Raw genomic sequence first — 25732 nt, forward strand, 5'->3', positions numbered from 1 at the left:
CCGTGGGTGCCTAGGAGGCGCGCTAGTGAGCTATCGGCAGAAGAGAACCCGGACTCTCCTCGTGGCGGCCTCGCTGGCCGTCGCGGTCAGCGGTGCCGGCGTCGCGTCGGCCACCGGCCAGGAACCGGTGCGGGCGGTCGTCGCGGCCGCGGCACCGGCGACCGCCGTCCCCGGCTTCCTGATCCAGACGTCCGCGCAGGTCGGCGACGACTCGGCGGTCTCCAAGCCCGGCTACAACACGTCCGGCTGGTACCCGGTCGGCCCGCGCTCGACCGTCTACGCCGGCCTGCTGGCCAACGGCAAGTACGCCGACCCGTTCTACTCGACCAACATGAAGAACGTGCCGGTCGCGGACTTCCAGGTCCCGTGGTGGTACCGCACCGACCTCACGATCGCCGACCCCACCCAGCGCACGTACCTCGACTTCAGCGGCGTGCTGTCGAAGGCCGACGTCTGGGTCAACGGGACGCGCGTCGCCGACAAGACGCAGGTCAACGGGGCCTACACCCGGCACGACCTGGACATCACCGCGCTGGTGAAAGCCGGGACGAACAGCGTCGCGTTCAAGGTCTACCCCAACGACCCGAACAAGGACCTGTCGATGGGCTGGATCGACTGGGCACAGACCCCGCCGGACCAGAACATGGGCATCGTGCGGGACGTCCTCGTGCGCCGCAGCGGGCCGGTGGCGCTGCGCGGCGGTCACGTCGTCACGAAGCTGACCGGGCTGACCCACGCCGACCTGACGGTGAAGGCCGACGTCCGCAACGACTCGGCCACCGCGGTCAGCGCGACGGTCTCGGGCACGGTCGCCGGGCGGGCCATCAGCCAACCGGTCTCGCTGGCGGCCAAGGAGAAGAAGACCGTCACCTTCCCGGTCATCGGGATCGGCAACCCGCAGATCTGGTGGCCGGCCGGGATGGGCGGGCAGCCGCTCCACGACCTCGACCTGACCGTGAGCGTCGGCGGCACGGCGTCGGACTCCTCGCACTCCACCTTCGGCATCCGCCAGGTGACGGCGAACAAGAACTCGAGCGGCGGCCGCCTGTACACGATCAACGGGCGCCCGTTGCTGATCAAGGGCGGCGGCTATTCGCCGGACCTGTTCCTGCGCTGGAACGCCCAGGCCGCCGCGGACAAGCTCGCCTACGTCAAGGACCTCGGCCTCAACACCGTGCGCCTGGAGGGGCACATCGAGCCGGACGAGTTCTTCGACCTCGCCGACCGGATGGGCGTGCTGACCCTGCCCGGCTGGGAGTGCTGCGACAAGTGGGAGGGCCAGGTCAACGGCAGCGAGAAGGGTGACCCCTGGACCGCCGCCGACTACCCGGTCGCGAAGGCGTCGATGACCGCGGAGGCCGAGCGGCTGCGCGACCACCCGAGCGTCATCTCGTTCCTCATCGGCAGTGACTTCGCCCCCGACGCGACGATCGAGAAGAACTACCTCGACGCCCTGAGCGCCGCGGACTGGGCCACGCCGGTGGTGCCGGCCGCGTCGGCGAAGTCGTCGCCGCAGCTGGGGTCGTCCGGGATGAAGATGAACGGGCCGTACGACTACGTCCCGCCGAACTACTGGTACGACAAGGCGCACAGCGACCTCGGCGGCGCGTGGAGCTTCAACTCCGAAACCAGCGCCGGGCCGGACATCCCGACGATGGACACGCTCAAGCGGATGATGTCCGCGAGCGAGCTCGACACGATGTGGCAGAGCCCGTCGACCCCGCAGTACCACCGGTCCTCGTCGTCGACCTTCTCGAACCTGAAGCTGTTCAGCGACGCGCTGACCGGCCGCTACGGCAAGCCGACGAGCCTGGCCGACTTCGTCCGGAAGGCGCAGCTCGCGCAGTACGAGAACGTCCGCGCCGAGTTCGAGTCGCATTCGCGCAACTTCAGCGACAGCTCGAACCCGGCCACCGGGCTCATCTACTGGATGCTCAACAGCGGCTGGACGTCCCTGCACTGGCAGCTGTTCGACGCCTACCTCGACCAGAACGGCTCGTACTTCGGGGCCAAGAAGGCGAACGAGCCACTGCACATCCAGTACTCCTACGACACCAGGTCGGTCGTGGTCGTGAACCACAACCACGACGCGGCGTCGAACCTGACCGCGTCCGTGAAGCTCTACAACCTCGACGGGACGGAAAAGTTCTCCCAGAACAAGGCCGTTTCGGTGGGCGGTGACGGCGCGAAGACGACGGCGCTGACCATCGGTTCGGTCAGCGGGCTGTCGACGACGTACCTGGCGAAGCTGGTCCTGACCGATTCGTCGGGCAAGGAGGTCAGCCGCAACGTGTACTGGCTGTCCACCAAGGCCGACACCCTGGACTGGGCCAACAGCGACTGGTACTACACGCCGACCACGTCCTACGCCGACCTCTCGGGGCTGAACGGCCTGGCGCAGGTGGCGGTGGACACGACGGCGTCCTCGACGACGAACGGCGACGGCACCACGACGACCAAGGTGACGCTGAAGAACGGCACCGCCGGCAAGGTGCCGGCGTTCTTCGTCGACGCGCACGTCGTCGGCACGGCGGGCGTGCCGGTGCTGCCGGTGCGGTGGACCGACAACCAGGTCACCCTCTGGCCGGGCGAGTCGGCCACGCTGACGGCGACGTACCGGACCGCGGATCTCAAGGGCGCCAAGCCGTCCGTGCGGGTCGCGGGCTGGAACACCGGCACGAAGACGGTTCCCGCGGACGGCTCGGCCGGCCCGGTGGACCACCAGGCCGAGGACGCGACGATCACGAACGGCGCCGTGGAAGCCAACCACCTCGGTTACACCGGCACCGGGTTCGTCAACTACGGCAACGCGACCGGCAGCGCGGTGGAGTTCTCCGTGCCCGCGGCCGCGGCGGGACCGGCGAACGTGGTCCTGCGCTTCGCCAACGGCACCACGGCGAACCGCCCGATGGACATCACGGTCAACGGCACGAAGGTGGCGTCGGCGGTGGCGTTCGGCGGCACGGGCAACTGGGACACGTGGCAGACGGTCACCGTGCCCGTCTCCCTCGCCGCCGGGACGAACAAGATCAAGGCGACCGCGACAACCGCCAACGGCGGCCCGAACGTCGACAAGATCACCCTCTAGTTCCTCTCCCGGAGGCGGAGCTTTCACGTGAAAGCTCCGCCTCCGAGGGACGGGGCTCTTTCACGTGAAAGTGCCCCCCTTGGTCAGTTCCAGAGGAGGCGCTGGGCGCGGTCGGGATCGGAGACGGTCGTGGAGACGTCGTCGAACAGGCGCGTGACGCGGTCCGCCGTCGTGTAGCGCGGCCAGCCCGGGTCGCCGGTGGTGACGAACCGGACCCAGGTGTCGAACATCTCCGTCGCCACCGCCTGCATCCGCTCCGCCGGGAACGGGCGCCCGGCGAAGAGGAACCGCCAGTTGCGGTTGCGGATGTCGTCGAACACCAGCGGCAGGTCGAGCCCGTGTGCCGCGCCCAGGCCACGGCCGCGCGGGGCGATCCGCCAGTCCAGGCGGTACATCCAGGCGTCCGGCTGCGCCTCGGCGAAGCGGATCGCCGGGATCCACCAGTCCCCCGCCGTCAGCGCGCGGTTGCGGATCTGGTCTTCCGGCCAGTCGAGCAGGCCGGTGTAGGCCGCGACGGCCGTTTCGACCTCCTCGGCGGTCAGCATCGTCGAGCCGGCGCCCAGCAGCTTCGCGCCACCCGATTGCAGCCAGCCGAACAGGTCCTCCTCGTCGGCCGTCGTCCCGATGAGCAGCGGGACGTCGCGGACGGCGTCGAGGGGACGGGCGGGCAGCAGCTCGTCGCCGACGACCACGCGGTAGGTCACCTTGGTGCCGGACGCCGCCGAAACCCGTTGCTGCGCTTCGAGAATCCGCGTCACGGGCAGCGTCGCGAGGTCCTCCGGCGCGGCACCCAGTTCGTCGAGGACCGCCGATGCCACCGCCGCGCCTTCGGACGGGGTGTGGACGACCGAGCCGACGCCGGTGCCGCTCTGCACGATCGCCCGGTGGACGAGCCCGCGGGTGGCGGGCACGGCCAGCAGCGTCCCGACCGTGCGGCCGCCGTTCGACTGCCCGGCCAGCGTGACGCGGCCGGGATCGCCCCCGAACGCCCCGATGTGGTCCCGCACCCATTCGAGGGCGGCGACCTGGTCGCGCAGCGAGAGGTTCGGGTCGGCGACGCCGGGCAGGTGCAGCATCCCGAGCACGCCGAGCCGGTAGGCGACGGTCACGACGACGACGCCTCGCCGCGCGTACGCCGAGGCGTCGAACTGGTGCGGCGCGCCCAGCACGCCGCCCCCACCGTGGATCCACACCAGCACCGGGTACGAGCCGGGTTCCGCGGGCGCGTAGACGTTGAGGTAGAGGCAGTCCTCGTCACCGGTGAAGCCGCGCCCAGTCAGTTCGGGCTGCGGCGCGCGCGGCGCCCACTCGGTGGCGTCCCGGGCACCCGGCCACGGCGGCACCGGACGCGGCGCGCGGAACCGCAGCTCCCCCACCGGCGGCTCGGCGTACGGCACGCCGAGGAACGTCCGGACCCCGTCCCGTTCGGACCCGCGCACGGCGCCGGCCGTGATCTCCACCGTCGTCACGCCGTCAGCCTAGGGAGTTGCTCCACCGTGTTGACTGGAGCCCACACCCTGGAGGGATCTTGACCGCAGCGGAGAACAAGCAGCTCCTGAAGACGGCCTTCGACGCCTGGGCGACCGGCGACATCCGGCCGCTCGTCGCCGCCATGGCCGACGACGTCACCTGGACGGTCAGCGGGCACAACAGCTGGGCCGGCACCTTCCGCGGCAAGGACTCGGTCCGCCGCGACCTGCTGGGCCCGCTGGGGGCGCAGTTCGAGGGCTCCTACACGAGCACCGCGAGCCGGTTCGTCGCCGAGGACGACGTCGTCGTGGTCGAGACGCAGGGCAGCGTCGCGACCAAGGCCGGGGCGCGGTACGACAACAAGTACTGCTTCGTCTTCCGGGTGGCGGGCGGCCGGATCCGCGAGATCACCGAGTACATGGACACCCAGCTGGTGGCGGAGGTGCTCCCCGAGCTGGCCCGGTGACGCCCGCCGCGACGCCCGGGTGATGATGGGCCCGTGCACATAGCGGCAGAGATAGTGGCGCTGGTCGTGACCGTCCTCGCCGTCAGCGCGGTGGCGCGGCGGCTGGACTGGTCCGCTCCGCTGTGCTTGATCGTCGTCGGCGTCGCGGCCTCCTACGTCCCCGGCGTGCCCGAGTACCAGCTCGACCCCGAGGTCGTGCTGCTCGGCCTGCTGCCCCCGCTGCTGTACTCGGCGGCCATCCAGACGTCGCTGGTCGACTTCCGGAAGAACCGCGGGGCGATCGGGCTGATGTCGGTGGGGCTCGTCGTGTTCACCGCGGTCGGCGTCGGCCTGGTCGCCTGGGCGGTGATCCCCGGCCTGCCGCTGGCCGGCGGCATCGCGCTCGGCGCGGTGGTGGCCCCGCCGGACGCGGTCGCCGCCAGCGTCGTCGCCCGGCGGGTCGGGATGCCCCGCAAGCTGATCCGGCTCCTGGAAGGCGAGAGCCTCTTCAACGACGCCGCCGCGCTGGTCGCCCTCCGCACGGCCATCGCCGCGCTGGCCGGTTCGGTCAGCCTCTGGCAGGTCGGCGCCGACTTCTTCCGCGCGGCCATCGGCGGGGCCGTGGTCGGGCTCGTCGTCGGGTTCGTCGCCGCGTTCATCCGCGCCCGGCTGAACGAGCCGGTGCTCGACACCGCGCTGTCGTTCGCCGTCCCGTTCATCGCCTACATCCCGGCCGAGGCGATCCACGGCTCCGGCGTGCTCGCGGTCGTCATCGCCGGGCTCATCCTCGGGCACAAGGCGCCGCAGATCCTGTCCGGCTCCACCCGGCTGGCGTCCCGGTTGAACTGGCAGACCATCGCGTTCCTGCTGGAGAACATGGTCTTCCTGCTCATCGGCCTGCAGCTGCGGCGGATCCTCGCCGAGGTCGGCGAGAGCGGGCTGTCGCTGGCCATGCTGACCTGGATCTGCGTGGCCGTGCTCGGCGCGACCATCCTCACCCGGGTGCTGTGGCTGGCCGGCATCGGCACGGTCAAGCGGCTCGAACGCCGCCTCCTGCCCGGCCGGTCCAAGCGGAAGATCTGGCCGTGGCGCTACTCGGCCGTCATCGCGTGGGCGGGCATGCGCGGGGTGGTGACGCTCGCGGCCGCGTTCGTGCTGCCCACGGACACCCCGCAGCGGGCCGTGCTGGTGCTCGCGGCGTTCGTCGTCGTGGCCGGCACCCTGGCCGTGCAGGGCATGACGCTGCCGCCGCTGATCCGGCGGTTGCGCCTGCCGCGGCCGGACCCCGCGGAGGACGCGCTGCAGGAGGCGGCCGTGCTCCACGACATGACCCGCGCGGCGCTGACCAAGCTGGAGGAGATCCGGCAGCCCGACGACCCGCCGGAGATCATCCAGCGCCTGCGCGATCGCCTGCAGCACCGCGCCGACTCGGCGTGGGAACAGCTCGGCCGGCAGAGCACGCTGGCCGAGACGCCGAGCGACGCGTACCGCCGGCTGCGGCTGGAGCTGCTCGAAGTGGAACGCGACCAGTTCCTCAAGGCCCGCGCCAGCGGGAGCGCCGACGACGACGTCCTGCGCAAGATCCTGGAACGGCTCGACATCGAGGAGTCGATGCTCGACCGCGACGAGGAAGAGCCCGAGGTGGAGGGCCGCGAGCTGCGCACCCCGGCCGCGACGGCGGGTTCGTGCAAGCACCTGGCCCACGAGTGGGTGGACAGGGAGCCCAGCGCGGCCGACAGCTGCGCCGCCTGCCTCGCCGAGGGCACCACGTGGGTGCACCTGCGGATGTGCCTGAAGTGCGGCAACGTCGCCTGCTGCGACTCCTCGCCGCGCCGGCACGCGACCCGGCACTTCCACGAATCGCGCCATCCGGTCATGCGCAGTTTCGAGCCGGGCGAGACGTGGCGGTGGTGTTTCGTGGACAAGCAGCTGGGCTAATGTCGGGGCCATGAGCACGCCGGAGCAGGAGATCGAGTACCGCCAGCACCGCTTCAGCCCGCCCCCGGGCGCGACGGAGATCTTCCTGGTCCGGCACGGCGAGTCGGCTCCTGCCCGCGGCGACAACCCGTTCGAGCTGGTCGACGGCCAGGCCGACCCGGACCTCGCCCCGGAGGGCCGCGACCACGCCCAGCGCGTCGGCGTCCGGCTCGCCGGGGAGCGGATCGACGCGATCTACGTGACGACGTTGCGCCGCACGGTCCAGACGGCCGCGCCGCTGGCGGAGAAGCTGGGGCTGACCCCGGTCGTCGAGCCCGACCTGCGCGAGATCCACCTGGGCGACTGGGAGAACGGCCTGTTCCGGAAGTACACCACCGAAGGCCACCCGGTCGTCGAGCGGCTGTGGACCGAGCAGCGCTGGGACGTGATCCCGGGCGCGGAGTCCGACGAGCGCTTCGGGGCCCGGCTGCGCGGCGCGCTGACCCGCATCGCGGCCGCGCACCCCGACCAGCGCGTCGCGGTGTTCACCCACGGCGGCGTGATCGGCGAAGTGTTCGCCCAGGCGAGCCGCTCGGTCGAGCGGTTCGCGTTCCTCGGCGCCGACAACGGGTCGATCTCGCACCTGGTGCTGCACGGCGACCACTGGATCGTGCGGCGCTTCAACGACACCGCCCACCTGGCTACTCCGCTCGGCTGAGCTTCCCGGCCGCGACGAGCTGCACGGTCACCAGGATCGAGACGGCCTCCGCGGCCAGCAGCCCGATCAGCACGAGCACCTGCGTCATCCCGGCCTGGATCGGGCCCGCCCCGCCGAGCAGGACGCCGACGTAGGCGCCCGGGAGCGTCACGAGGCCGACCGTGCGGGTCTGGTCGAGCGCCGGGATCAGCGCGTGCCCGGCCGACGGGCGGCAGATCTCCAGCGCGGCCGGGCGGGGCAGGAAGCCGAGGGCGAGCGCGGCTTCGTACTCGCCGTGGCGGGATTTCAGCTCGTCGAGGGCGCGGCGGGCGGCCTGCGACGTCGCGGTCATCGCGCCGCCGATCACGATGCCGGCGATCGGCACGACGGCGATCGGCTGCGGCGGGACCACGCCGGCCCCGAGGACCAGCGCCAGCACCGGCGCGACGCCGGCGGCGATGGCCAGCGCCGCCCACGGGAGGTTCTTGCGGGTTCCGACCCGCCGCGCCGACGTCACCGCGGCGATCCCGAACATCAACAGCACGAACAGGCCGGTGAGCGGCGCCGAGCGCAGGACGGCGGTGATCACCAGCGACACGGCGGCGAGCTGCGCGACCGCGCGAGCGGCGGCGATCAGCACCGCGAGCCCCTCGCCGAGGCCACCGGCCCGGACGACGGCAGCACCGGCGACGGTGAGGAGGACGAGGACCGCCACCAGGGCGGGGCCGAAGGTGATCGCGGCGTTCACGCCGCCGATCCTGCCGCTCAGACGGCGCAGCTGAAGAGGCGCCCCGGCTCGGTCTCGGTTTTCTCGGCGACGACGACGCCGTCGACGACGATCCGGCACCGCAGCGCGCCCGGACCGGGGTTGCGGGCGGCGACGCTGTAGAACTCGGTGCGGCCGGCGGGGCCGACCCGGGTGAACTGCGTGGCCCACGGCGTCGCGACCTCGGCCTGCTGGGCGAGCGCCGAGCCCGCCGCGGCGTAGGTGACGTTGCGGGCGCCGTGCGCGCCGAGCAGTTCGTAGACGACGCTGTGGCTCACCGTGCGCACCGCGGCCGGGGCGACCGGCGCGCCGGCGGCCTCTTCCTGGCCGGGTCCGCGCGTGGACCGGGGCACGATGTGGGCGGTCACCGCGAAAGCGGCGGCGAGCACGCCGAGGATGACGACGAAGCTGCCGGCCGACCGAGCCCGCCCGGCGCAGTCGCGCTCGGGGCGGGTCGCGGTGAGAACGCCCATGGAGAGGTCTTCTCTCGTCGCGCGCACTTCCGTCGAGTGCGTCGACCTATATCTCGCCGTGACCTGACGGGGTGTTAGCCGCTCTTCGCCGGAAGTTCGATGTTCACCCGGACGGGGGGCTCCCGGTTTTGTCGGACCCGCGGGGGATGATCGGGGGGTGTACGAGGAGGCGGCAGCACCGGCGGCGCTGCGAGGCGTGGCGAGATGTGTGTGGCGGTCGGCTTCGGAGGGACCGAAGCGGATCGTCCCGGACGGCTGTGTGGACCTGGTCGCCGGGGACGGCGGGGTGTTCGTGGCCGGGCCGGACACCGCGGCGTGGTCGTCGGTGACCACGCCGGGCGCGGTGCTGAGCGGCGTCCGCTTCCGGCCGGGCCGGGCGGCCGCGGTACTGGGCGTGGCGGCGGACGAGCTGCGTGATCAGCGGGTGCCGCTGGCCGAGTTGTGGGGGCGATCGGTGGCGGAGCGGCTGGCCGAGGGCGAGTTGTCACCGGTCGAGGCGGTGGCCGGCCGGCTGGCGGATCTGCCGCCTCCGGACTCGGCGGTGGCGGAGTTGATCGCGCGGCTGGAGGCGGGGGTGGCGCGGGTCGGCGAGGCGGCGGCAGCGATGGGCGCGCGACCGGAGGCGGTCTGGGTCGGCGAGGCGACGAGCCTGCGGCTGGAGGCGGGAGCGGCCCGGGTTGCCGAGGCGGAGTCGGCGGCGGTGAGCGAGCGGCGGCTGCGGCGGCGGTTCGTCCAAGCCGTCGGGTACGGGCCGGCCACCTACCTCCGGATCAGCCGGTTCCAGCGGGCCGTCGCGCTGGCTCCGCGCGTCGCGGGGCTGGCCGCGCTGGCCGCCGCCGCGGGGTATGCCGATCAAGCGCACCTCAGCCGGGACTGCCGGGCCCTGACCGGACTCACGCCGCGCCGCTACTTCCGCGGATCCTCCACTGTGGACGTTGCGGAGCGTGATCGACTCCGTTCGGCGTAACCCGTGCGATCAACCGGAAGTGGCCGTTCACCCGAAAAGGTAAGCGGACGGTAAACGACTACCAGGAGCGCTATCCTCCCCTCGACGAGTGATCAGGGAGGGCGCGTGGCCACCATCAGCGACGTCGCAGCGCGGGCCGGCGTCTCCACGGCGACCGTGTCGCGGGCACTCAACGGAAAGTCCACTGTGGACCCCGCACTGGCCGCGCGCGTCCAGGAAGCGGCCGCCGAGCTCGGGTACCACCCGAACGGGTTAGCCCGGAACCTCCGCCGTCAGGAAACCGCGGTGCTCGCGCTGATCATCTCCGACGTCGAGAACCCGTTCTTCACCGCGATCGCGCGGGGCGTCGAGGATCTCGCGCAGCGGTCGGGGTATTCGGTGGTGCTCTGCAACTCGGACGAGAACGAGGACAAGGAGCGGCGCTACATCGAGGTCGCACTGCAGGAGCGCGTCGCGGGCGTGGTGCTGTCGCCCACCGGCCGGTCGACGAACGTCGAGGGCCTCCGGCGCCAGGGCACGCCGCTGGTGGCGGTGGACCGCCCGTTGCAGGCAGCCGAGGGCGACCAGGTCCTGGTCGACACCCGCCACGCGGCCGCGGAAGCAACGCGGCACCTGCTCGCCGGCGGCTACCGGAGCGTCGGCTGCCTGACCGGCCCGCCGGGTGTCCGCACGGCGGAAGACCGCCTGACGGGGTACGCCGACGTCGTGGGCGAGGAGAACGTCCGGTTCCGGCGGGCGGAATACCGCGCCGAGGGTGCCCGGCTGGCGGCGCTGGAGCTGCTGGACGAGCCGTCGCCGCCGGACGCGCTCCTGGTCGCGAACAGCACGATGGCGATCGGCGTACTGGAGGCCCTGTCGGCCCGCGGCCTCCGCCCGGGCAGCGACGTGGGCATCGTTTCGTTCGACGACGCACCGTGGACGACGTTGATCGACCCACCCCTGACGGTGGTCGCCCAGCCGGCGTACGAAGTCGGCCGGGTGGCGGCGCAGCTGCTGCTGGCCCGCATCTCGGACAGCACCCGCGACGCGACGACGACGACACTCGAGGCCCGCCTGATCGTGCGGAAGAGCTCCCGCCGCTGACGTCGGCGAGATCGTTCCGCCCGCCGAAGAGGTCGGATCGCGCCCCCAGAAGGTCGGCCGGCGTACCCAGACAGTCGGATCGCGCACCAGAAGCACCACATCAGCCCCACCAGCCCCAAAAAGCGTCACTTTCCCTATGAAAGATGAGTCTTTCGCCCCCGGGGTGGATCGGCGGGCCGGGAAGGTCGGGCGGCGTGCCCAGACGGTCGGGTGGGAGCGACGTGCCTGAGGGGGCCGGCTCGTGCCGGGCCCCCCAGGCACGCCCCACCCCCTGTGTCCCCCATTACCGGCGCCGGAACGCCGGGGCTTGTGAGCACGGAGCGGAAATCGTTTTCTCATCCGGAACCTAGGTTCCGGGCCGCACAGTGTCAAGCTGGGGGCGAGGCTGGACAACGACGACCGATCCGGGGAGACTGACCGGAAGTTGCCTACTCAACGTGTTGGATGATGTGCCCTGAGTGTCGATCTCTGGTGAATTCACCCACAGACAGGGCAAGAAACCGCACGAACCCGCACACGCGCGCTGTTTCGGGTTAACCTGAGCCACATGTCTGTAGCGCTGGAGAACATCCTCGCCAAGGCGGGCCTGAAGGTCGATGCGAACGAGTTCCTCACACTCGTCGAAGATGCGGCGCGCAGACTGTCCCCGCCGAATCCGGATCCCTCGCACTACTTCTCGGCCGACCAGCGGGCCGCGCTCGCCGATGTCGGCCTGGACCTCTCGCCGCGGCGGGAGGACGAACCGGACTTCCGGGCGCGCACCGTCGCCGCCCACGCCGTGCTGGCCGAAGGCGCGCTCAGCGTCAACGAGGCGGCCAAGACCCTCGGCGTCGACGACAGCCGGATCCGGCACCGCCTCAAGGAAGGGCGGCTGACCGGCTGGAAGGACGGCGGCTGGCGGCTTCCCGCGTGGCAGTTCGCCGGCTCGGGCGTGCTGCCCGGGCTCGAAGTCGTGCTGAAGGCGCTGCCCGACGACCAGCCCGCCCTCGTCGTCGCCGCCTTCATGAGCACTCCGCAGGCCGATCTGGTGATCAACGACCAGCCCGCGACCCCGCGCCAATGGCTCCTCTCCGGTGGTGACCCGGACCACGTCGCCCGCCTCATCGCCACGCTCGGCACTCCGCTCTAGGCTGGACCCTCCCGAGCAAGATCACCGACAAGGACGGACCACCCCCGACCCATGGCCCGGCTCCCGCTGCCGCCCGCCCGATCCGTCCTGGTCCGGCAGCTGAACCGCGCCGACGACGTGGTGACAGTCCAGCCCGCGACCAGGCTCGTACGGATCTTCACCGCGCACGGCAACCACCCCCAGCAGTGGAATTCGTTCCGCTACACCGGCCCGCTCCCGCACGGCCGCTTCGACCAGCAGTCGCCTGGCCGGGGCGGCGCGCCGGTCACCGATCCCGCCAACGGCGTCCTCTACTTCGGCCTCACCGTGCGCACGTCGGTCGCCGAGGTCTTCCAGACCAGCTCGACGGTCGACCGCCGCACCCGCGGTCCCCGGCTGGTCGTCGTCCGCCCGACGCGCACCCTGCGCCTGCTCGACCTGACCGGCCTCTGGCCGACGCGGGTGGGCGCGTCGCAGGAGATTTCCAGTGGGCCGAAGAAGCTGACGCAGGCGTGGGCCCGCGCGATCCGCGGCGCGTTCAGCGACCTCGACGGCCTCTGGTACCGCTCGTCGATGGACTCCGGCGACCCCGCGATCTGCCTGTGGGACCCGCCGGCGGGCGCCGCGCTGCCCATCGCGCCGGACGTGCTGCTGCCGCTGGACCACCCGGGCCTGGACGTCCCGCTGGGCCGCGTCTGCGAAGAGCTGAACTACACGTTGCTGAACTGAGCCGCGAGCAGCGGGATTGATCGCCGCGTTGAAACCGACGCTCAGCTCGTGCCGGGCACGAGGGTGCCGTCGACGTCGATGCAGACCAGCCCGCGCACTACAGGTGCCGCGCCCACCACTCGAGGACCGCTTCGAAACGCTGGACGCGGTGCCGCGGGCGGCCCGAGCGGCTCAGCTCGTGGCCTTCGCCGGGGAACACGAGCATCTCCGCGGGCGTGCCCGCGCAGCGCAGGGCGACGAACATCCGCTCCGCCTGCTCCAGCGGGCAACGCCAATCTTGCTCCGAATGCACGACGGCGAACGGGATCTCGATCTGCGCCGCGTACGACAGCGGTGACCGGTCCCGCTGCACTTCCGGATCGGTGCCGATGTACGCGTCGACGAAGTAGTAGCCGATGTCGGAGCTGCCGAACATCGAGTCCCACGCGTTGACCGCGCGCTCGCTCCACGCCGCCTTGAAGCGCTCGCCGTGGTGGGCGGCCAGCCAGCTCGTCATGAACCCGCCGTACGAGCCGCCCATGATGCCGACGCGGGAGGCGTCCAGGTCCGGGCGTTCGAGTGCCTTGTCGAGCAGCGCCAGGACGTCGTCGACGTCGACCGTGCCGAAGGCGTGCGTGATCGCGTGGCCGTGCGCCTGCCCGTACCCCGCCGACCCGCGCGGGTTGCCGACCACCACCGCGTAGCCGGCCGACGCGTACACCTGCGCCTCGTCGAACACCTTCCACTCCTGCTGGGTGAACGGGCCGCCGTGCACCACGCGCAGCACCGGGTGCGGGCCCTCGCCCTCGGGCAGCACCAGCCAGCCGTGCACCGGGTAGCCGTCCGGGGCGGTGGTTTCCAGCTCGATCATCGGCCGGATGCCCTTGTCCCGCAACGGCGCCGAGTAGCCGGTGAGCACCCGTGGTCCGCCGTCGCCCAGCAGCACGACTTCGCCCGCGGTCGACGGCGTCGCGATCACCGCCACCAGCACCGCGCCGGCCAGCGTGAACGACCGGACCACGGTGTGGTCCGCGTAGACCACCGCGAGATCGGCCAGCGGGGCCTCGACGGCGTCGACGGCGACCGCGCGCAGTTCGACCGCGCCCCGGTGGCGGACGGCCACGAGGACGTCGTCCCCGCGCGGGGCCGGCGGGCCGGCCGCGGCCTCGCAGTCGACGGTCTCGGCGTCGGTGAGCCGCCGTGCCTTCACCGGGCCGGCGCCGAACTCGGGCGTCGCCGCGTAGAGCCCGGTGGGCGCGGCCTCGTGGTGCTCCTCGAAGGACTGTCCGAAGTAGAACAGCGTGCCGTCGTCGCCGAACACCGGCCGCTCCGAGTACCCCTCGCCGCGGACGACGACCTCGGGTTCGCCGCCCTCGGCCGAGATCGCGCAGATGTCGCGCGAGTCGGTTTCGGCCGCACCCCAGTCCGGCGGCGCCGTGAAGACCACGCGGGTGCCGTCCGGCGTCCAGACCGGGTGGGCCGCGTCGAACCCGTCCCCGGTCAGCGGCTCGAGGTCGCCGGGCTCGGGCGCCGCGACGGTGTCGACGACGAACAGCCGCTGCATGCGATCGCGCAGGAACCCGACGTCGTCGATCCGGTAGTCCAGCCGCGTGATCCGGCGCGGGGCCTCCGCGGCCGGCTCCGGCGTCTCGCCGTCGGCGCCCGGCGAGCCGTAGCGGCCGGGCTCGGGCACCCGCGCGGTGAACGCGATCCGCCGCGAATCCGGCGCCCACTCCGGTTCCCCGGCCCCGAGGTGCAGCGACGTCAGCCGGCGGGCCTCGCCGCCGTCCGACGGCATCACGTGCAGCTGCGGGCTGCCGTCGGCACCCTTGCCCTCCCCCGCGCGGAGGAACGCGACCCAGCGCCCGTCCGGGGAGATCGCCGGGGCCGAGTCGCGTGGACCGTGGGTCCACGCGGCCTCGCCGCCGCCGAGCGCCACGCGCCGCACTTCGCCGCGCGTGGCGTTCGCCTTCAGATCCGGTCTCTTGAGCGCCGTGAGCAGCAGGTTCCCGTGCAGCGCGGGACGGCCGGGAACGACGAGGTCTTCGATGTCGGCAGGGCGCACGTCCCGACCGTACCCGAAGTCCTTAGCGGTGCGAACGAGTTGCGCGAGGACTTACGCGGCGACCTGTTTGCGCTCGTCGCGCCGGGCCTTCGCCAGGCTGACCACCGTGGTCACGGTGAGGACGACGACGATCACGCTGAGGGACATCCAGTTGTTGATGTCCAGCCAGTCCGGCACGACGTGGTACTCGTGCAGCGCGTGCAGGAACAGCTTCGCGCCGATGAAGGCGAGGATCACCGCCAGGCCGTAGCTGAGGTACACCAGCTTGGTCACCAGGCCGCCCAGCAGGAAGTACAGCTGCCGCAGCCCCATCAGCGCGAACGCGTTGGCGGTGAAGACGAGGAACGCCTCCTGCGTGATGCCGAAGATCGCCGGGATCGAGTCGACGGCGAACAGCAGGTCCGCCGAGCCGATGGCCACGATCACCAGCAGCATCGGGGTGATCATCCGCTTGCCGTCGATCTTCACCGTGTACTTGTGGCCGTGGTACTCGTCGGTCACCGGGGCGAACTTGCGGACCTGCCGGGTGACGGCGTTCTCGTGGTACTCCTCGTCCTCACCCTTGTTGCGCAGCATGCTGACCGCGGTCCAGACGAGGATCGCGCCGAAGAGGAAGAACACCCAGACGAACTGGGCGATCAGCGCGGCGCCGATGGCGATGAAGACGCTCCGCATGGCGAGCGCGAGCAGGATGCCGACCAGCAGCACGCGGTGCTGGTGGATGGCGGGCACCTTGAACGAGCTCATGATGATCATGAAGATGAACAGGTTGTCGACGCTCAGCGAGTACTCGGTGATGTACCCGGTGAAGAACTCGACGCCCGGGTCGTGCCCGGCGAAGATCCACACGCCGATGCCGAAGACGATCGCGCACGAGACGTAGAAGATGACCCAGCGAGCCGCTTCCCCCGTAGTCACTTCGTGCGGCTTGCGATCGACGATGACCAGGTCCAGCGCGATCAGCGCGAGCAGGCCACCGATCGTGGCGATCCACAGCCACAGGGGGACAGTCATGAAACTCAAACCTCCGGATAGTGCGCAGCAGCAACTAACCGGAGGTCTCTTCCGCCGGTGGAACCCACCGGCCGACGGTGCCGGGGGACGCAAGGGCCACCGTGCTGACGACACCGCCGCGAAGGAATACTCCCCTCACAGCGGCTCCAGTGTGCAGGTTCCCCCCGCCGGAACGCCAGCCGAGATCGCGCACGTCACCGTGTTGGTCGTGTAATTCCGGTCACTTCGGTCCACCAGGTGGTCCGCAACGTGTGATCACTGTGAGCCGCGGAGGGCACTCTCAGCAAGACTCAAATACGGTTTGCCCGTGCCCCGACTCCCGCTCCCGCGCACCCGCCGAGCCCGCCTCACGGCGCTCGGCGCCGTCGTGGCGGTGCTCGCCGCCGCGACCGTCCTCTGGGCGACGCGCGATACGGCCCCGCCCGCCGTGCCCACCCAAGACGCGCTGCTCGACATGCCCGCCGCTCCCGGCTCGGCCGAGCAGGTCAAGATCGACACGACCACCTACCTCCCCGCGACCGTGCCCGCACCTGCGGTGCTGCTCGCGCACGGCTTCGGCGGGGACAAGAACAGCGTCACCGACGACGCCCGCGAACTCGCGCGGAAGGGCTTCGTCGTGATGACGTGGTCCGCACGCGGGTTCGGCAAGAGCACCGGCAAGATCGGGCTCAACGACCCGGACGGCGAGGTCGCCGACGCGAGCCGCCTGATCGACCGGCTCGTCGCGCAACGCCAGGTGACCCTCGACGCGGGCGGTGACCCGAAGGTCGCCGTCACCGGGGCCTCCTACGGCGGCGCGCTGTCCTTGCTGCTGGCCGGCACGGACAAGCGCGTCGACGCGATCGCGCCCGTGATCACCTACAACGACCTCGCACAGGGCCTGGTCCCGAACGCGGCGTCCCCCGCGGCCACGGCCCCGGGCACCCCGTCCGCCGGTGCCTTCGCGACCGACGGCGTCTTCAAGAAGGGCTGGGCCGGCATCTTCTTCTCGGCCGGTTCGGGGGCCGCGGCGAGCGGCTCGCCGTCCGCCGAGGCGCCGGAGGCCGGGCAGGAGACCGACACCGGATCCACCGGCGCCGCCGGGACCGCCGCCGCGGCGGCCGCCATCCCCGCCGGGCCGCCGGGCGGGGGCGGGCCGCGCAGCGCGCCGGCCGACCCCTGTGGCCGGTTCACCGCCGCGGTCTGCCGGGCCTACACCGAACTCGGCACCACCGGGCAGGCGAGCCAGGCGAGCGTCGACCTGCTGCGCCGCGTCTCCCCCGCGTCCGTGACGAACAAGATCACCGTGCCGACCCTGCTGGTGCAGGGCGAGAGCGACACGCTGTTCGGCCTCGACCAGTCCGACGCGACCGCCCGGCAGATCACCGCGGCCGGCGGCAAGGTCAGCACGATCTGGTACACCGGCGGCCACGACGGCGGCAAGCCGGGACCGCAGCTGCGCGGCAAGATCGCCGACTTCCTGTGGACCGCGGTGGACGGCGGCGACCCGGGCACCGGCTTCAGCTACGACGTCCAGGGCACGTTGCGCGCCAACGGAACGCCGTCGGTCCGCACGGTCACCGCCGCCGCCTACCCCGGGCTGACCGGGACCGCGACCGAACGGCGGCTGCTGGCGCTGACCGGGCCCGCGCAGCCGGTGGTGCGCCCGGCCGGCGCGAACCCGGCCGCGGTCAGCGGGATCCCCGGGCTCAACGGCGTCGCGAGCAGTTCGACGCGGCTCGGTGCGCTGTTCAGCAACGACCCGCCCGGTCAGGCCGCGCAGTTCACCACCGCTCCCCTCGACGGCCAGGTCGTCGTCAGCGGCTCGTCCACCGTGCGGCTGCAGGTCGCCGCGGACCCGGCGCACCCGCAGCCGGACGCGGTGCTGTTCGCGAAGCTCTACGACGTCGGGCAGGACGGCTCGCGCGTGCTGCCCGCCAACGCCGTCGCGCCGTTCCGGGTGAGCGGGCTGCCCGCCGACGGCACCCCGGTCGAGGTCACCGTGACGCTGCCCGGCATCGTCCGGCCGATCGAGGGCGGGCACTCGCTGCGGCTGGTGGTCGGCACCACCGACCAGGGGTACGCCGCACCGGCCGCGCCCGCGGTGTTCCGGATCGGGCTCGCCGGCGGCACCGCGCTGGCCGTGCCGGTCGTGCCGGGCAAGTCCGTCGGTTCCCCGGCTCCCATCGGGCAGCTGGCGGGCATCGGCGTCACGCTGGCGATCGGCCTCGCCGCGGTGCTCTTCGCCGCCTTGCGCCGCCGCCGGGCCACCGACGTCGACCCCGGGCTCGCCACCACCCCGCTGGTCATCGAGGGGCTGCGCAAGGAGTACCCCGGCGGGTTCGTCGCGGTGAAGGACCTGTCCTTCCGCGTCGAGCCGGGCCAGGTGCTCGGCCTGCTCGGGCCGAACGGCGCCGGCAAGACGACCACCCTGCGCATGCTGATGGGCCTGATCACGCCGACCGAGGGCCACATCCGCGTGTTCGGGCACAAGATCACCCCGGGCGCGCCGGTGCTCTCGCGCATCGGCTCGTTCGTCGAAGGGTCCGGCTTCCTGCCGCACCTGTCCGGCCGGGCGAACCTCGAGCTGTACTGGGCTTCGACCGGACGTCCGGCCGAGAAGGCCCACTTCTCGGAGGCGCTGGAGATCGCCGGGCTCGGCAACGCGGTCGAGCGCCGCGTGCGGACCTACAGCCAGGGCATGCGGCAGCGGCTGGCGATCGCGCAGGCGATGCTCGGCCTGCCGGAGCTCATGGTGCTCGACGAACCGACCAACGGGCTCGACCCGCCCCAGATCCACCAGATGCGCGAGGTGCTGAAGCGGTACGCCGCGACCGGCCGCACCGTGGTGGTGTCCAGCCACCTGCTGGCCGAGGTCGAGCAGACCTGCACGCACGTCGTGGTCATGCACCGCGGCTCACTGGTCGCCTCGGGCGAGGTCGGCGAGCTGGCCGCGGCCGGCGGCGAGGCGACGTTCCGGGTCGACGACCCGGCAGCGGCCGCGGCGGCGCTCAAGGCGCTCCGCGGCGTCACCGACGTCGACGTCGAGGGCGAACTCGTGCACGCGAACCTCGGCGAACTGCCGCGGGCCGAAGGCGTGGCCGCCCTGGTCCGCGCCGGTGTCGCGGTGGAGCAGGCCGGGCCGAGGCGCCGGCTGGAAGACGCGTTCCTGCAACTGGTCGGAGATGAGTCGTGAGTGAAGGTGTCCACACCGATCCGCACGCGCTCGACGAGCTGAGCGACCTCGCGTCGCAGGAGCACGCGGGCGTCGGACCGGACGGCGCGGTCGAGGGCTACTCGGCGCGGCGCACGCTGCGCCTCGGCGTCGAGCTGCGGCGCCAGCTCAAGCGGCGGCGCACGCAGTTCCTGCTCGGGTTCGTCGCGCTCCTGCCGTTCATCCTGGTGATCGCGTTCGAGCTCGGGCAGTCGAGCCCGAACCGGCGCAGCGGCGGGTTCGTCGACCTGGCCACGGCGTCCGCGCCGAACTTCGTCGTGCTGGCGCTGTTCGTGTCGGGGACGTTCCTGCTGCCGATGATCGTCGCGCTGTTCTTCGGCGACACCATCGCGAGCGAAGCGTCGTGGTCGAGCCTGAAGTACCTGCTCGCCGTGCCGGTGCCACGACAGCGGGTGCTGCGGCAGAAGGCGATCGTGTCCGGGCTGCTGTCGGCTCTCGCGCTCGTCCTGCTGCCGCTGGTGTCACTCGGCGTCGGGGTGCTCTGGTACGGCGCCGGCGACGCGATCAGCCCGACCGGCGACGCGGTGTCCTTCGGTGACAGCCTGCTCGCCATCGGGCTGGCCACGGTGTACATCATCCTGCAGCTGGCGTGGGTGGCCGGGCTGGCGCTCGCGCTGAGCGTGTCGACCGACGCCCCGCTCGGTGCGGTCGGCGGCGCGGTGCTGGTGGCGATCCTGTCGCAGATCCTCGACCAGATCACCGCGCTGGAAGGCCTGCGCAACTACCTGCCGACGCACTACGCGTTCTCCTGGATGGACCTGATTTCGACCGACGTCGACTGGACCAACCTGGCGAGCGGCATGCTGTCGGCGGCGATCTACGGGACGGTGTTCTTCCTGTACGCCGGGCGGAGGTTCGCTCGCAAGGACATCACGAGCTGAAGCCGGTACGGTCGGGCCCGTGCCGGTCTTCCTCGAGAGCCACCACGACGTCGCCGTGCTCCGGATCGACCACGGCCGGGGCAACACCCTCGACACGGACTCGTGCCGGGAGCTGGTGCGGCGGCTCGAGGACGCCGAGCAGGCCCGCGCCGTGGTGCTCACCGGGACCGGCGGTGTCTTCTGCGCGGGCGTCGACCTCAAGCGGATCGACCGGGGTGGCGCGTCGTACGTCGCGGAGTTCCTGCCGCTGCTGTCCGACGCGCTGCTGGCGGTGTTCGGCTGCCCGCGTCCGGTGGTCGCCGCCCTCAACGGGCACGCCATCGCCGGGGGCGCGGTGCTCGCCGCCGCCTGCGACCACCGCGTGCTCACCACCGGGCCCGGCCGGATCGGGGTGACCGAGCTGCTCGTCGGGCTGCCGTTCCCGCTGGCCGCGCTGGAGATCCTCCGCTGCGCGTACGGGACGTCGCGGTTGCCGTCGCTCATCTACCCGGGGGAAACCTGGGGTGGCGAGGCGGCCTTGGCCCGCGGGCTGGCCGACGAGCCGGCGCCGCCGGAGGAGGTGCTCGAGCGGGCCGTCGCCGTCGCGGCCCGGCTCGGCGAGCTGCCCGCCGAGCCGTTCGCGCACACCAAGGCCCAGATCCGGCAGCCCTTCCACGAGCGGATCGCCGAATACCGCCACTCGGACGACCCGCAGGTCCAGCGGCTGTGGCAGTCCGCCGAGGCGCTCGCCGCGGTCAAGTCCTATGTGGACCGGATGCTTCGCTGACCGGCGCGCATGCCGCTCTCGGCGAGCACCTTGATGCCCTCGACCGTCTTCTGCATGTTGGCCTGCAGCTCACCGAGCCGCATCGCGACGATTTCCTCTTCGTGCTCGGGCATCGAGCCGATGATCGTCGTCAGGTTGGACGGGCCGGGACCGATCTGGGCCCACTGGCGCAGGACGGTGCCCTCGTCGTCCGGGACGAGCTCGAAGCGCCACGACGCGGCCGGGTTCGTCACGTCCATCACGGCCCACGCGAACAGCCGCTCGGGCTCGTAGCCGGTGACGGTCGAGACCGTCTCCCACTCCCCGGCGATCGGGTGGGAATTGCGGCCGCGGAACCGGGCGCCGAGGCCGGGCTCGGCGCCCTCGACCCAGCCGCCGCCCTGGAACTCGGTGGAGAACCGGGCCGGCAGGTCGACGTCCAGCAGCCAGGACCAGACCTCGGCCGGCCGCGCGGCGATGCGGACCTCGACCTCGGTCGTCGGGCAGTCGGAAACCTTCATGGCGGACCCCTCGCTCGATGACGGTGCCTACGGCTTCGGACCGTAACGTGGCGTCGATCACGCGGACAACTCGCACAATGCCCGCGGATGCGCACGCGGGAGGACGCCACCCCCGGCACCGCGTCACCCGTCGAAAGTCGGATCCTGACCGATTCTGCGCCCGGACAGCCGATTGCCGACCCCGGCCGGTTCTGTGAGGGTCCACCGAGGGGTCCGGTTGGGGTCCGGTGAGCCGGGAGGGTGCTCGATGCGCAGAACTTTCACCGCCGGTGCGGTCCTGCTGGCGCTGGCCGGCCTGGCCCCGGCGGCCGCGGCGGCGCCCGACATCAAGGCGGAGCTGCAGCGAATCCCCGGGTTGACGGTCGTCTCCGAGGACGCGGCACCGGCCGGGTTCCGGTTCTTCAAGCTGACCTACACCCAGCCCGCCGACCACCGGCACCCCGGCGCGGGCACGTTCCAGCAGCGGTTCACGCTGCTGCACCGCGACTTCGCCGCCCCGACGGTCGCCTTCACGAGCGGCTACAACGTCAGCGGCTCGCCGAACCGCTCGGAACCGACCCAGATCGTCGACGGCAACCAGCTGTCGATGGAGTACCGCTACTTCACGCCGTCCCGGCCGGAGCCGGAGAACTGGGCGAAGCAGCTGACGATCTGGCAGGCGGCGGTGGACGAGCACCGCGCGGTGCAGGCGTTCAAGGCGATCTACCCGGGCAAGTGGCTGGCCACGGGCGGCAGCAAGGGCGGCATGACCGCGACGTACTTCCGGCGCTTCTTCCCCGGCGACGTCAATGCGACGATCCCGTACGTCGCACCCAACGACGTCATCGACCCGCTCGACGTCTACAACCGGTTCCTCTCCCGCGTCGGCGACGATCCGGCGTGCCGCGCCGCCCTGAAGGCGATCCAGCGCGACGCGCTGAAGCGGCGTGACGAACTGGGTGCGATCGCGGCGGCGGACGCGGCGCAGCGCGGGCTGACGTTCTCGATCGTCGGTTCGGCCGACAAGTCCCTCGAGATCTCGGTGATCGACTCGTACTTCGCGTTCTGGCAGTACCAGAAGCAGGCGGACTGCGCGACGGTGCCACCGCCGGGCGCGCCCGCGGCGGACGTCTACGCCTGGTACGAGAAGGTGGAGAGCCTCAACACCTACTCCGACCAGGACCTGGCGCGCTACATCCCCTACTACTACCAGGCCGCGGTGCAGCTGGGTTCGCCCGAGTCGTACGACGGCTACCTCCGCGACCTGCTGCGCTACCCCGGCGCCAACCAGCCGAAGACGTTCGTGCCGGCGTCGATCCGCCTGCCGCGCTTCGACTACCCGGCGATGCCCGACATCGACTTCTGGGTGAAGTCCCGCGGCACCCGCCTGCTGTTCGTGTACGGGTCCAACGATCCGTGGGGCGCGGAGCCGTTCGAACTCGGCCACGGCAGCCGCGATTCGTACCGGTACTACGTCCAGGGCGGCAACCACGGAGCGAAGATCGCCCAGCTGGCCCCGCCCGACGCGGCGGCGGCCACCGCCACGATCCGGCGCTGGGCCGGCCTCCCGCCGGCCGCTTCGCCGACGGCGCGCAGCGCACCGGCCGGCTTCCCGGACTTCGACGCGGACCTGACGATCCGGGAGCGGCCGCGGCTGTGACTTTCGGCGGGCCGGGCGTACCCTCACCACACCCTGACGGCCCAGCCTGAGGAGGCACGCATGCCTCGTCCCGTCCACTTCGAGATCCACGCGGGCGACCCCGAACGCGCGGTGGCGTTCTACACGGCGGTGTTCGGCTGGAAGTTCGAACGCTGGGGCGACGTCCCCTATTGGATGATCACCACCGGAGAAGGCGACGGAATAGACGGCGGCCTCCTCCCCCGCCAAGGTCCGGCGCCGGAGTCCTCGGCCCCGGTCCACGGATTCGTCAACACGATCGAAGTCACGGACCTGGACGAGGCACTGGGCGACGTCAACCAAGCGGGTGGAACGCTGGCGTTGCCGAAGAACCCGGTTCCGGGTGTGGGGTGGCTGGCGTACTGCAAGGACACGGAGGGCAACGTCTTCGGGATGCTGCAGCCGGACGAGAACGCGCCTGCGCCGGAGTGAGCTGGCGGGGTTTGGCCGGGTGAACCGGCTGTGGGGAGGCCCTTCATCCCGAAGCCCGATTGTGACTACGGCCGGTGACACCGCGTCAAGGCGGGAAAGCGTGCCTTGACCCGGTGCCCCCGGCCGTGTTGGGGCTTCGGATCGGGATGCAGGGTGGGGTGTGGTTGCCGGTCTCGTCCCGCGCGGCGTCCTCGCCCGGCTGGAGGGGACCTGCCGGGGCTGCCGGGCTGCCTTGCTCCGCGGCCCTCCCCGCCCCCGGCGCCGGCCCGGGCCCGGCGACCCGACCGCTACTTGATGCCGGCCGCGTCCATGCCCCTCAGCTCCTTCTTCAGGTCCGAAATTTCGTCCCGCAGCCGCGCTGCCAGCTCGAACTGCAGGTCCCGCGCCGCCTGCATCATCTGGTCGGTCATCTGCTGGATCAGGTCCGCCAGCTGAGCCCGCGGCATCGCCGAGACGTTCTTGTCGACCAGCATCCCCGAGCTGCGCACCCGGTCGCCCTGCTCGGGCTTCTTGCCGCGCGAGGAGTTGCGGCCCGAGCCGCCCACCGAGACCTGCTCGGTGTCCTCGGCCTCGCTGTACACCCGGTCGAGGATGTCCGCGATCTTCTTCCGCAGCGGCTGCGGGTCGACGCCCCGCTCCTCGTTGTAGGCGACCTGCTTCTCGCGGCGGCGGTCCGTCTCGTCGATCGCGTGCCGCATCGAGTCGGTGATCTTGTCCGCGTACATGTGGACCTCGCCCGACACGTTCCGCGCCGCGCGGCCGATCGTCTGGATCAGCGACGTCCCGCTCCGGAGGAAGCCCTCCTTGTCCGCGTCGAGGATCGCCACCAGCGACACCTCCGGCAGGTCGAGGCCCTCGCGCAGCAGGTTGATGCCGACCAGCACGTCGAAGTCGCCCGCCCGCAGCTGCCGCAGCAGCTCGACGCGCCGCAGCGTGTCGACCTCCGAGTGCAGGTAGCGCACCCGGATGCCCAGCTCCAGCAGGTAGTCCGTGAGGTCCTCGGACATCTTCTTCGTCAGCGTCGTGACCAGGACGCGCTCGTCCTTGTCCGCGCGCTCGCGGATCTCGTGCACCAGGTCGTCGATCTGGCCCTCGGTCGGCTTCACGACGACCTTCGGGTCGACCAGGCCGGTCGGCCGGATGACCTGCTCGACGAACTCGCCGCCCGCCTGGCCCATCTCGTACGGCCCCGGTGTCGCCGACAGGTACACCGTCTGGCCGATCCGGTCGGAGAACTCCTCCCAGGTCAGCGGCCGGTTGTCGACCGCGCTCGGCAGCCGGAAGCCGTACTCGACCAGGTTCCGCTTCCGCGACATGTCGCCTTCGTACATGCCGCCGATCTGCGGGACGGTCTGGTGCGACTCGTCGATCACCAGCAGGAAGTCTTCCGGGAAGTAGTCGATCAGCGTGGCCGGCGCCGTGCCCGGGCCGCGGCCGTCGATGTGCCGCGAGTAGTTCTCGATGCCGGAGCAGAAGCCGACCTGGCGCATCATCTCGATGTCGTAGGCCGTGCGCATCCGCAGCCGCTGCGCCTCCAGGAGCTTGCCCTGCCGCTCCAGCTCGGCGAGCCGCTCCTCGAGCTCCTTCTCGATCTCCTGGATCGCCTTTTCCATCCGCTCCGGGCCGGCGACGTAGTGCGTGGCCGGGAAGATGCGGACCTCGTCGACCTCCTTGACGATGTCCCCGGTCAGCGGGTGCAGGTAGTACAGCTTCTCGACCTCGTCGCCGAAGAACTCGACCCGGATCGCGAGCTCCTCGTACGCCGGGATGATCTCGACCGTGTCACCCCGGGCGCGGAACGTGCCGCGCGCGAAGGCGATGTCGTTGCGCGTGTACTGCACGTCGACCAGGGCCCGCAGGAACACGTCCCGGTCCAGCTGCATGCCGACGGCGAGCTTCGAGGACCGGTCCAGGTACGACTGCGGCGTACCCAGGCCGTAGATGCACGAGACGCTGGCGACCACGATGACGTCGCGCCGCGACAGCAGGTTCATCGTCGCCGAGTGCCGCAGCCGCTCGACGTCGTCGTTGATCGACGAGTCCTTCTCGATGTAGGTGTCCGTCTGCGCGATGTACGCCTCGGGCTGGTAGTAGTCGTAGTAGCTGACGAAGTACTCCACCGCGTTGTGCGGGAAGAGCTCGCGCAGCTCGTTCGCCAGCTGCGCGGCCAGGGTCTTGTTCGGCGCCATCACCAGCGTCGGCCGCTGGACGCGCTCGATCAGCCACGCCGTCGTCGCCGACTTGCCGGTGCCGGTGGCACCGAGGAGCACGACGTCCTTCTCGCCCGCCCTGATCCGGCGTTCGAGCTCGTCGATGGCCGCCGGCTGGTCACCGGCGGGCTGGTAGTCACTGACCACCTCGAACCGGCCGCCGGTCCGGGGGATCTCCGAGACGGGCCGGAAGTCGGACTGGGCGAGCACGGGGTGTTCGGTTGCGAAAGCCACGTGGACCAGAGTAGGCGGAGCCACCGACAATTTCCGT

General features: G+C 71.6%; 20 protein-coding genes. 13 read left to right on the plus strand and 7 right to left on the minus strand.

Going from position 1 to position 25732, the window contains the following annotated elements; translation table 11 throughout:
* The first annotated feature begins 25 nt into the window (after positions 1-25).
* A complete protein-coding gene (locus ACLJQE_RS38095; RefSeq protein WP_410644443.1) occupies positions 26-3088 on the plus strand; it encodes a glycosyl hydrolase 2 galactose-binding domain-containing protein in 3063 nt (1020 codons plus the stop codon).
* Between the two features lie 83 nt (positions 3089-3171).
* Here ACLJQE_RS38095 and ACLJQE_RS38100 read toward each other — a convergent pair whose 3' ends face one another.
* Entirely contained in the window at positions 3172-4557 is a 1386-nt protein-coding gene (locus ACLJQE_RS38100) for a carboxylesterase/lipase family protein (RefSeq protein WP_410644444.1), read from the minus strand.
* Between the two features lie 59 nt (positions 4558-4616).
* Here ACLJQE_RS38100 and ACLJQE_RS38105 point away from each other — a divergent pair, with 59 nt between their 5' ends.
* Genes ACLJQE_RS38105 through ACLJQE_RS38115 form a run of 3 tightly spaced genes read left to right on the plus strand, consistent with a single transcriptional unit; the run spans position 4617 to position 7638 of the window.
* Entirely contained in the window at positions 4617-5024 is a 408-nt protein-coding gene (locus tag ACLJQE_RS38105) for a nuclear transport factor 2 family protein (protein WP_410644445.1), read from the plus strand.
* 33 nt (positions 5025-5057) lie between these two features.
* A complete protein-coding gene (locus ACLJQE_RS38110) occupies positions 5058-6941 on the plus strand; it encodes a Na+/H+ antiporter (protein ID WP_410644446.1) in 1884 nt (627 codons plus the stop codon).
* Between the two features lie 10 nt (positions 6942-6951).
* Positions 6952-7638, plus strand: a complete 687-nt coding sequence (locus ACLJQE_RS38115) for a histidine phosphatase family protein (RefSeq protein ID WP_410644447.1) — start codon at positions 6952-6954, stop codon at positions 7636-7638.
* On the opposite strand, the gene ACLJQE_RS38120 is transcribed toward ACLJQE_RS38115, so the two are convergent.
* Together ACLJQE_RS38120 and ACLJQE_RS38125 are read right to left on the minus strand one after the other, a co-directional pair.
* A complete protein-coding gene (locus ACLJQE_RS38120; protein WP_410644449.1) occupies positions 7622-8365 on the minus strand; it encodes an ABC transporter permease in 744 nt (247 codons plus the stop codon). The two genes, ACLJQE_RS38115 and ACLJQE_RS38120, sit on opposite strands and share 17 nt — an antisense overlap.
* A gap of 17 nt (positions 8366-8382) precedes the next feature.
* Positions 8383-8856, minus strand: coding sequence for an MmpS family transport accessory protein (locus ACLJQE_RS38125; protein WP_410644451.1), 474 nt, complete (start codon positions 8854-8856; stop codon positions 8383-8385).
* A gap of 157 nt (positions 8857-9013) precedes the next feature.
* On the opposite strand from ACLJQE_RS38125, the gene ACLJQE_RS38130 reads away from it, so the two are divergent.
* The 4 genes from ACLJQE_RS38130 to ACLJQE_RS38145 all read left to right on the plus strand — a co-directional run bounded on the left by ACLJQE_RS38130 (position 9014) and on the right by ACLJQE_RS38145 (position 12743).
* Entirely contained in the window at positions 9014-9823 is an 810-nt protein-coding gene (locus ACLJQE_RS38130) for a helix-turn-helix domain-containing protein (RefSeq protein ID WP_410644452.1), read from the plus strand.
* Positions 9824-9928: 105 nt separating this feature from the next.
* Positions 9929-10906, plus strand: coding sequence for a LacI family DNA-binding transcriptional regulator (locus tag ACLJQE_RS38135; RefSeq protein ID WP_410644453.1), 978 nt, complete (start codon positions 9929-9931; stop codon positions 10904-10906).
* Positions 10907-11453: 547 nt separating this feature from the next.
* A complete protein-coding gene (locus tag ACLJQE_RS38140; protein WP_410644454.1) occupies positions 11454-12035 on the plus strand; it encodes a DNA-binding protein in 582 nt (193 codons plus the stop codon).
* Positions 12036-12086: 51 nt separating this feature from the next.
* On the plus strand, positions 12087-12743 hold the full coding sequence (locus tag ACLJQE_RS38145; RefSeq protein ID WP_004558748.1) for an RES family NAD+ phosphorylase: 657 nt from the start codon (positions 12087-12089) through the stop codon (positions 12741-12743).
* 97 nt (positions 12744-12840) lie between these two features.
* Here the strand turns inward: ACLJQE_RS38145 and ACLJQE_RS38150 are convergent, their stop codons facing one another.
* Both ACLJQE_RS38150 and ACLJQE_RS38155 read right to left on the minus strand, forming a co-directional pair.
* Positions 12841-14787 carry a S9 family peptidase gene (locus tag ACLJQE_RS38150; RefSeq protein ID WP_410644455.1) on the minus strand — a complete coding sequence of 649 codons (1947 nt, stop codon included), beginning with the start codon at positions 14785-14787 and terminating at the stop codon, positions 12841-12843.
* Between the two features lie 51 nt (positions 14788-14838).
* Entirely contained in the window at positions 14839-15801 is a 963-nt protein-coding gene (locus tag ACLJQE_RS38155) for a TerC family protein (protein WP_410644456.1), read from the minus strand.
* Positions 15802-16108: 307 nt separating this feature from the next.
* On the opposite strand from ACLJQE_RS38155, the gene ACLJQE_RS38160 reads away from it, so the two are divergent.
* From ACLJQE_RS38160 to ACLJQE_RS38170, 3 genes are read left to right on the plus strand one after another with little or no spacing between them, the layout of a single operon-like run.
* Entirely contained in the window at positions 16109-18976 is a 2868-nt protein-coding gene (locus tag ACLJQE_RS38160; protein ID WP_410644457.1) for an alpha/beta fold hydrolase, read from the plus strand.
* The gene (locus tag ACLJQE_RS38165; RefSeq protein ID WP_410644458.1) at positions 18973-19896 is read left to right on the plus strand and encodes an ABC transporter permease; all 924 of its coding nucleotides are present in this window, start codon (positions 18973-18975) and stop codon (positions 19894-19896) included. Before ACLJQE_RS38160 ends, ACLJQE_RS38165 begins: the two co-directional genes overlap by 4 nt.
* A gap of 19 nt (positions 19897-19915) precedes the next feature.
* The gene (locus tag ACLJQE_RS38170; RefSeq protein WP_410644459.1) at positions 19916-20662 is read left to right on the plus strand and encodes an enoyl-CoA hydratase/isomerase family protein; all 747 of its coding nucleotides are present in this window, start codon (positions 19916-19918) and stop codon (positions 20660-20662) included.
* Here ACLJQE_RS38170 and ACLJQE_RS38175 read toward each other — a convergent pair.
* Positions 20638-21162 carry an SRPBCC family protein gene (locus tag ACLJQE_RS38175; RefSeq protein WP_410644460.1) on the minus strand — a complete coding sequence of 175 codons (525 nt, stop codon included), beginning with the start codon at positions 21160-21162 and terminating at the stop codon, positions 20638-20640. The genes ACLJQE_RS38170 and ACLJQE_RS38175 overlap by 25 nt on opposite strands.
* 247 nt (positions 21163-21409) lie before the next feature.
* On the opposite strand from ACLJQE_RS38175, the gene ACLJQE_RS38180 reads away from it, so the two are divergent.
* Both ACLJQE_RS38180 and ACLJQE_RS38185 read left to right on the plus strand, forming a co-directional pair.
* Positions 21410-22801: a S28 family serine protease gene (locus ACLJQE_RS38180; protein WP_410644461.1), complete on the plus strand. Its 1392-nt coding sequence runs from the start codon at positions 21410-21412 to the stop codon at positions 22799-22801.
* Positions 22802-22861: 60 nt separating this feature from the next.
* Positions 22862-23251, plus strand: coding sequence for a VOC family protein (locus tag ACLJQE_RS38185; protein WP_410644462.1), 390 nt, complete (start codon positions 22862-22864; stop codon positions 23249-23251).
* A 287-nt stretch (positions 23252-23538) separates the two neighbouring features.
* On the opposite strand, the gene uvrB is transcribed toward ACLJQE_RS38185, so the two are convergent.
* Positions 23539-25695, minus strand: coding sequence for an excinuclease ABC subunit UvrB (gene uvrB / locus ACLJQE_RS38190; protein ID WP_410644463.1), 2157 nt, complete (start codon positions 25693-25695; stop codon positions 23539-23541).
* Positions 25696-25732 lie beyond the last annotated feature (37 nt).

It is taken from the genome of Amycolatopsis sp. lyj-346 (assembly GCF_046548975.1).
Taxonomy (GTDB): Bacteria; Actinomycetota; Actinomycetes; order Mycobacteriales; family Pseudonocardiaceae; genus Amycolatopsis.

What these genes read in the sequence shown, in the direction of transcription:
- ACLJQE_RS38115 (WP_410644447.1), top strand. Translation starts at nt 6,952, where the DNA reads ATGAGCACGCCGGAGCAGGAGATCGAGTACCGCCAGCACCGCTTCAGC.
- ACLJQE_RS38180 (WP_410644461.1), top strand. Translation starts at nt 21,410, where the DNA reads ATGCGCAGAACTTTCACCGCCGGTGCGGTCCTGCTGGCGCTGGCCGGC.
- ACLJQE_RS38145 (WP_004558748.1), top strand. Translation starts at nt 12,087, where the DNA reads ATGGCCCGGCTCCCGCTGCCGCCCGCCCGATCCGTCCTGGTCCGGCAG.
- ACLJQE_RS38185 (WP_410644462.1), top strand. Translation starts at nt 22,862, where the DNA reads ATGCCTCGTCCCGTCCACTTCGAGATCCACGCGGGCGACCCCGAACGC.
- ACLJQE_RS38155 (WP_410644456.1), bottom strand. Translation starts at nt 15,801, where the DNA reads ATGACTGTCCCCCTGTGGCTGTGGATCGCCACGATCGGTGGCCTGCTC.
- ACLJQE_RS38140 (WP_410644454.1), top strand. Translation starts at nt 11,454, where the DNA reads ATGTCTGTAGCGCTGGAGAACATCCTCGCCAAGGCGGGCCTGAAGGTC.
- ACLJQE_RS38175 (WP_410644460.1), bottom strand. Translation starts at nt 21,162, where the DNA reads ATGAAGGTTTCCGACTGCCCGACGACCGAGGTCGAGGTCCGCATCGCC.
- ACLJQE_RS38125 (WP_410644451.1), bottom strand. Translation starts at nt 8,856, where the DNA reads ATGGGCGTTCTCACCGCGACCCGCCCCGAGCGCGACTGCGCCGGGCGG.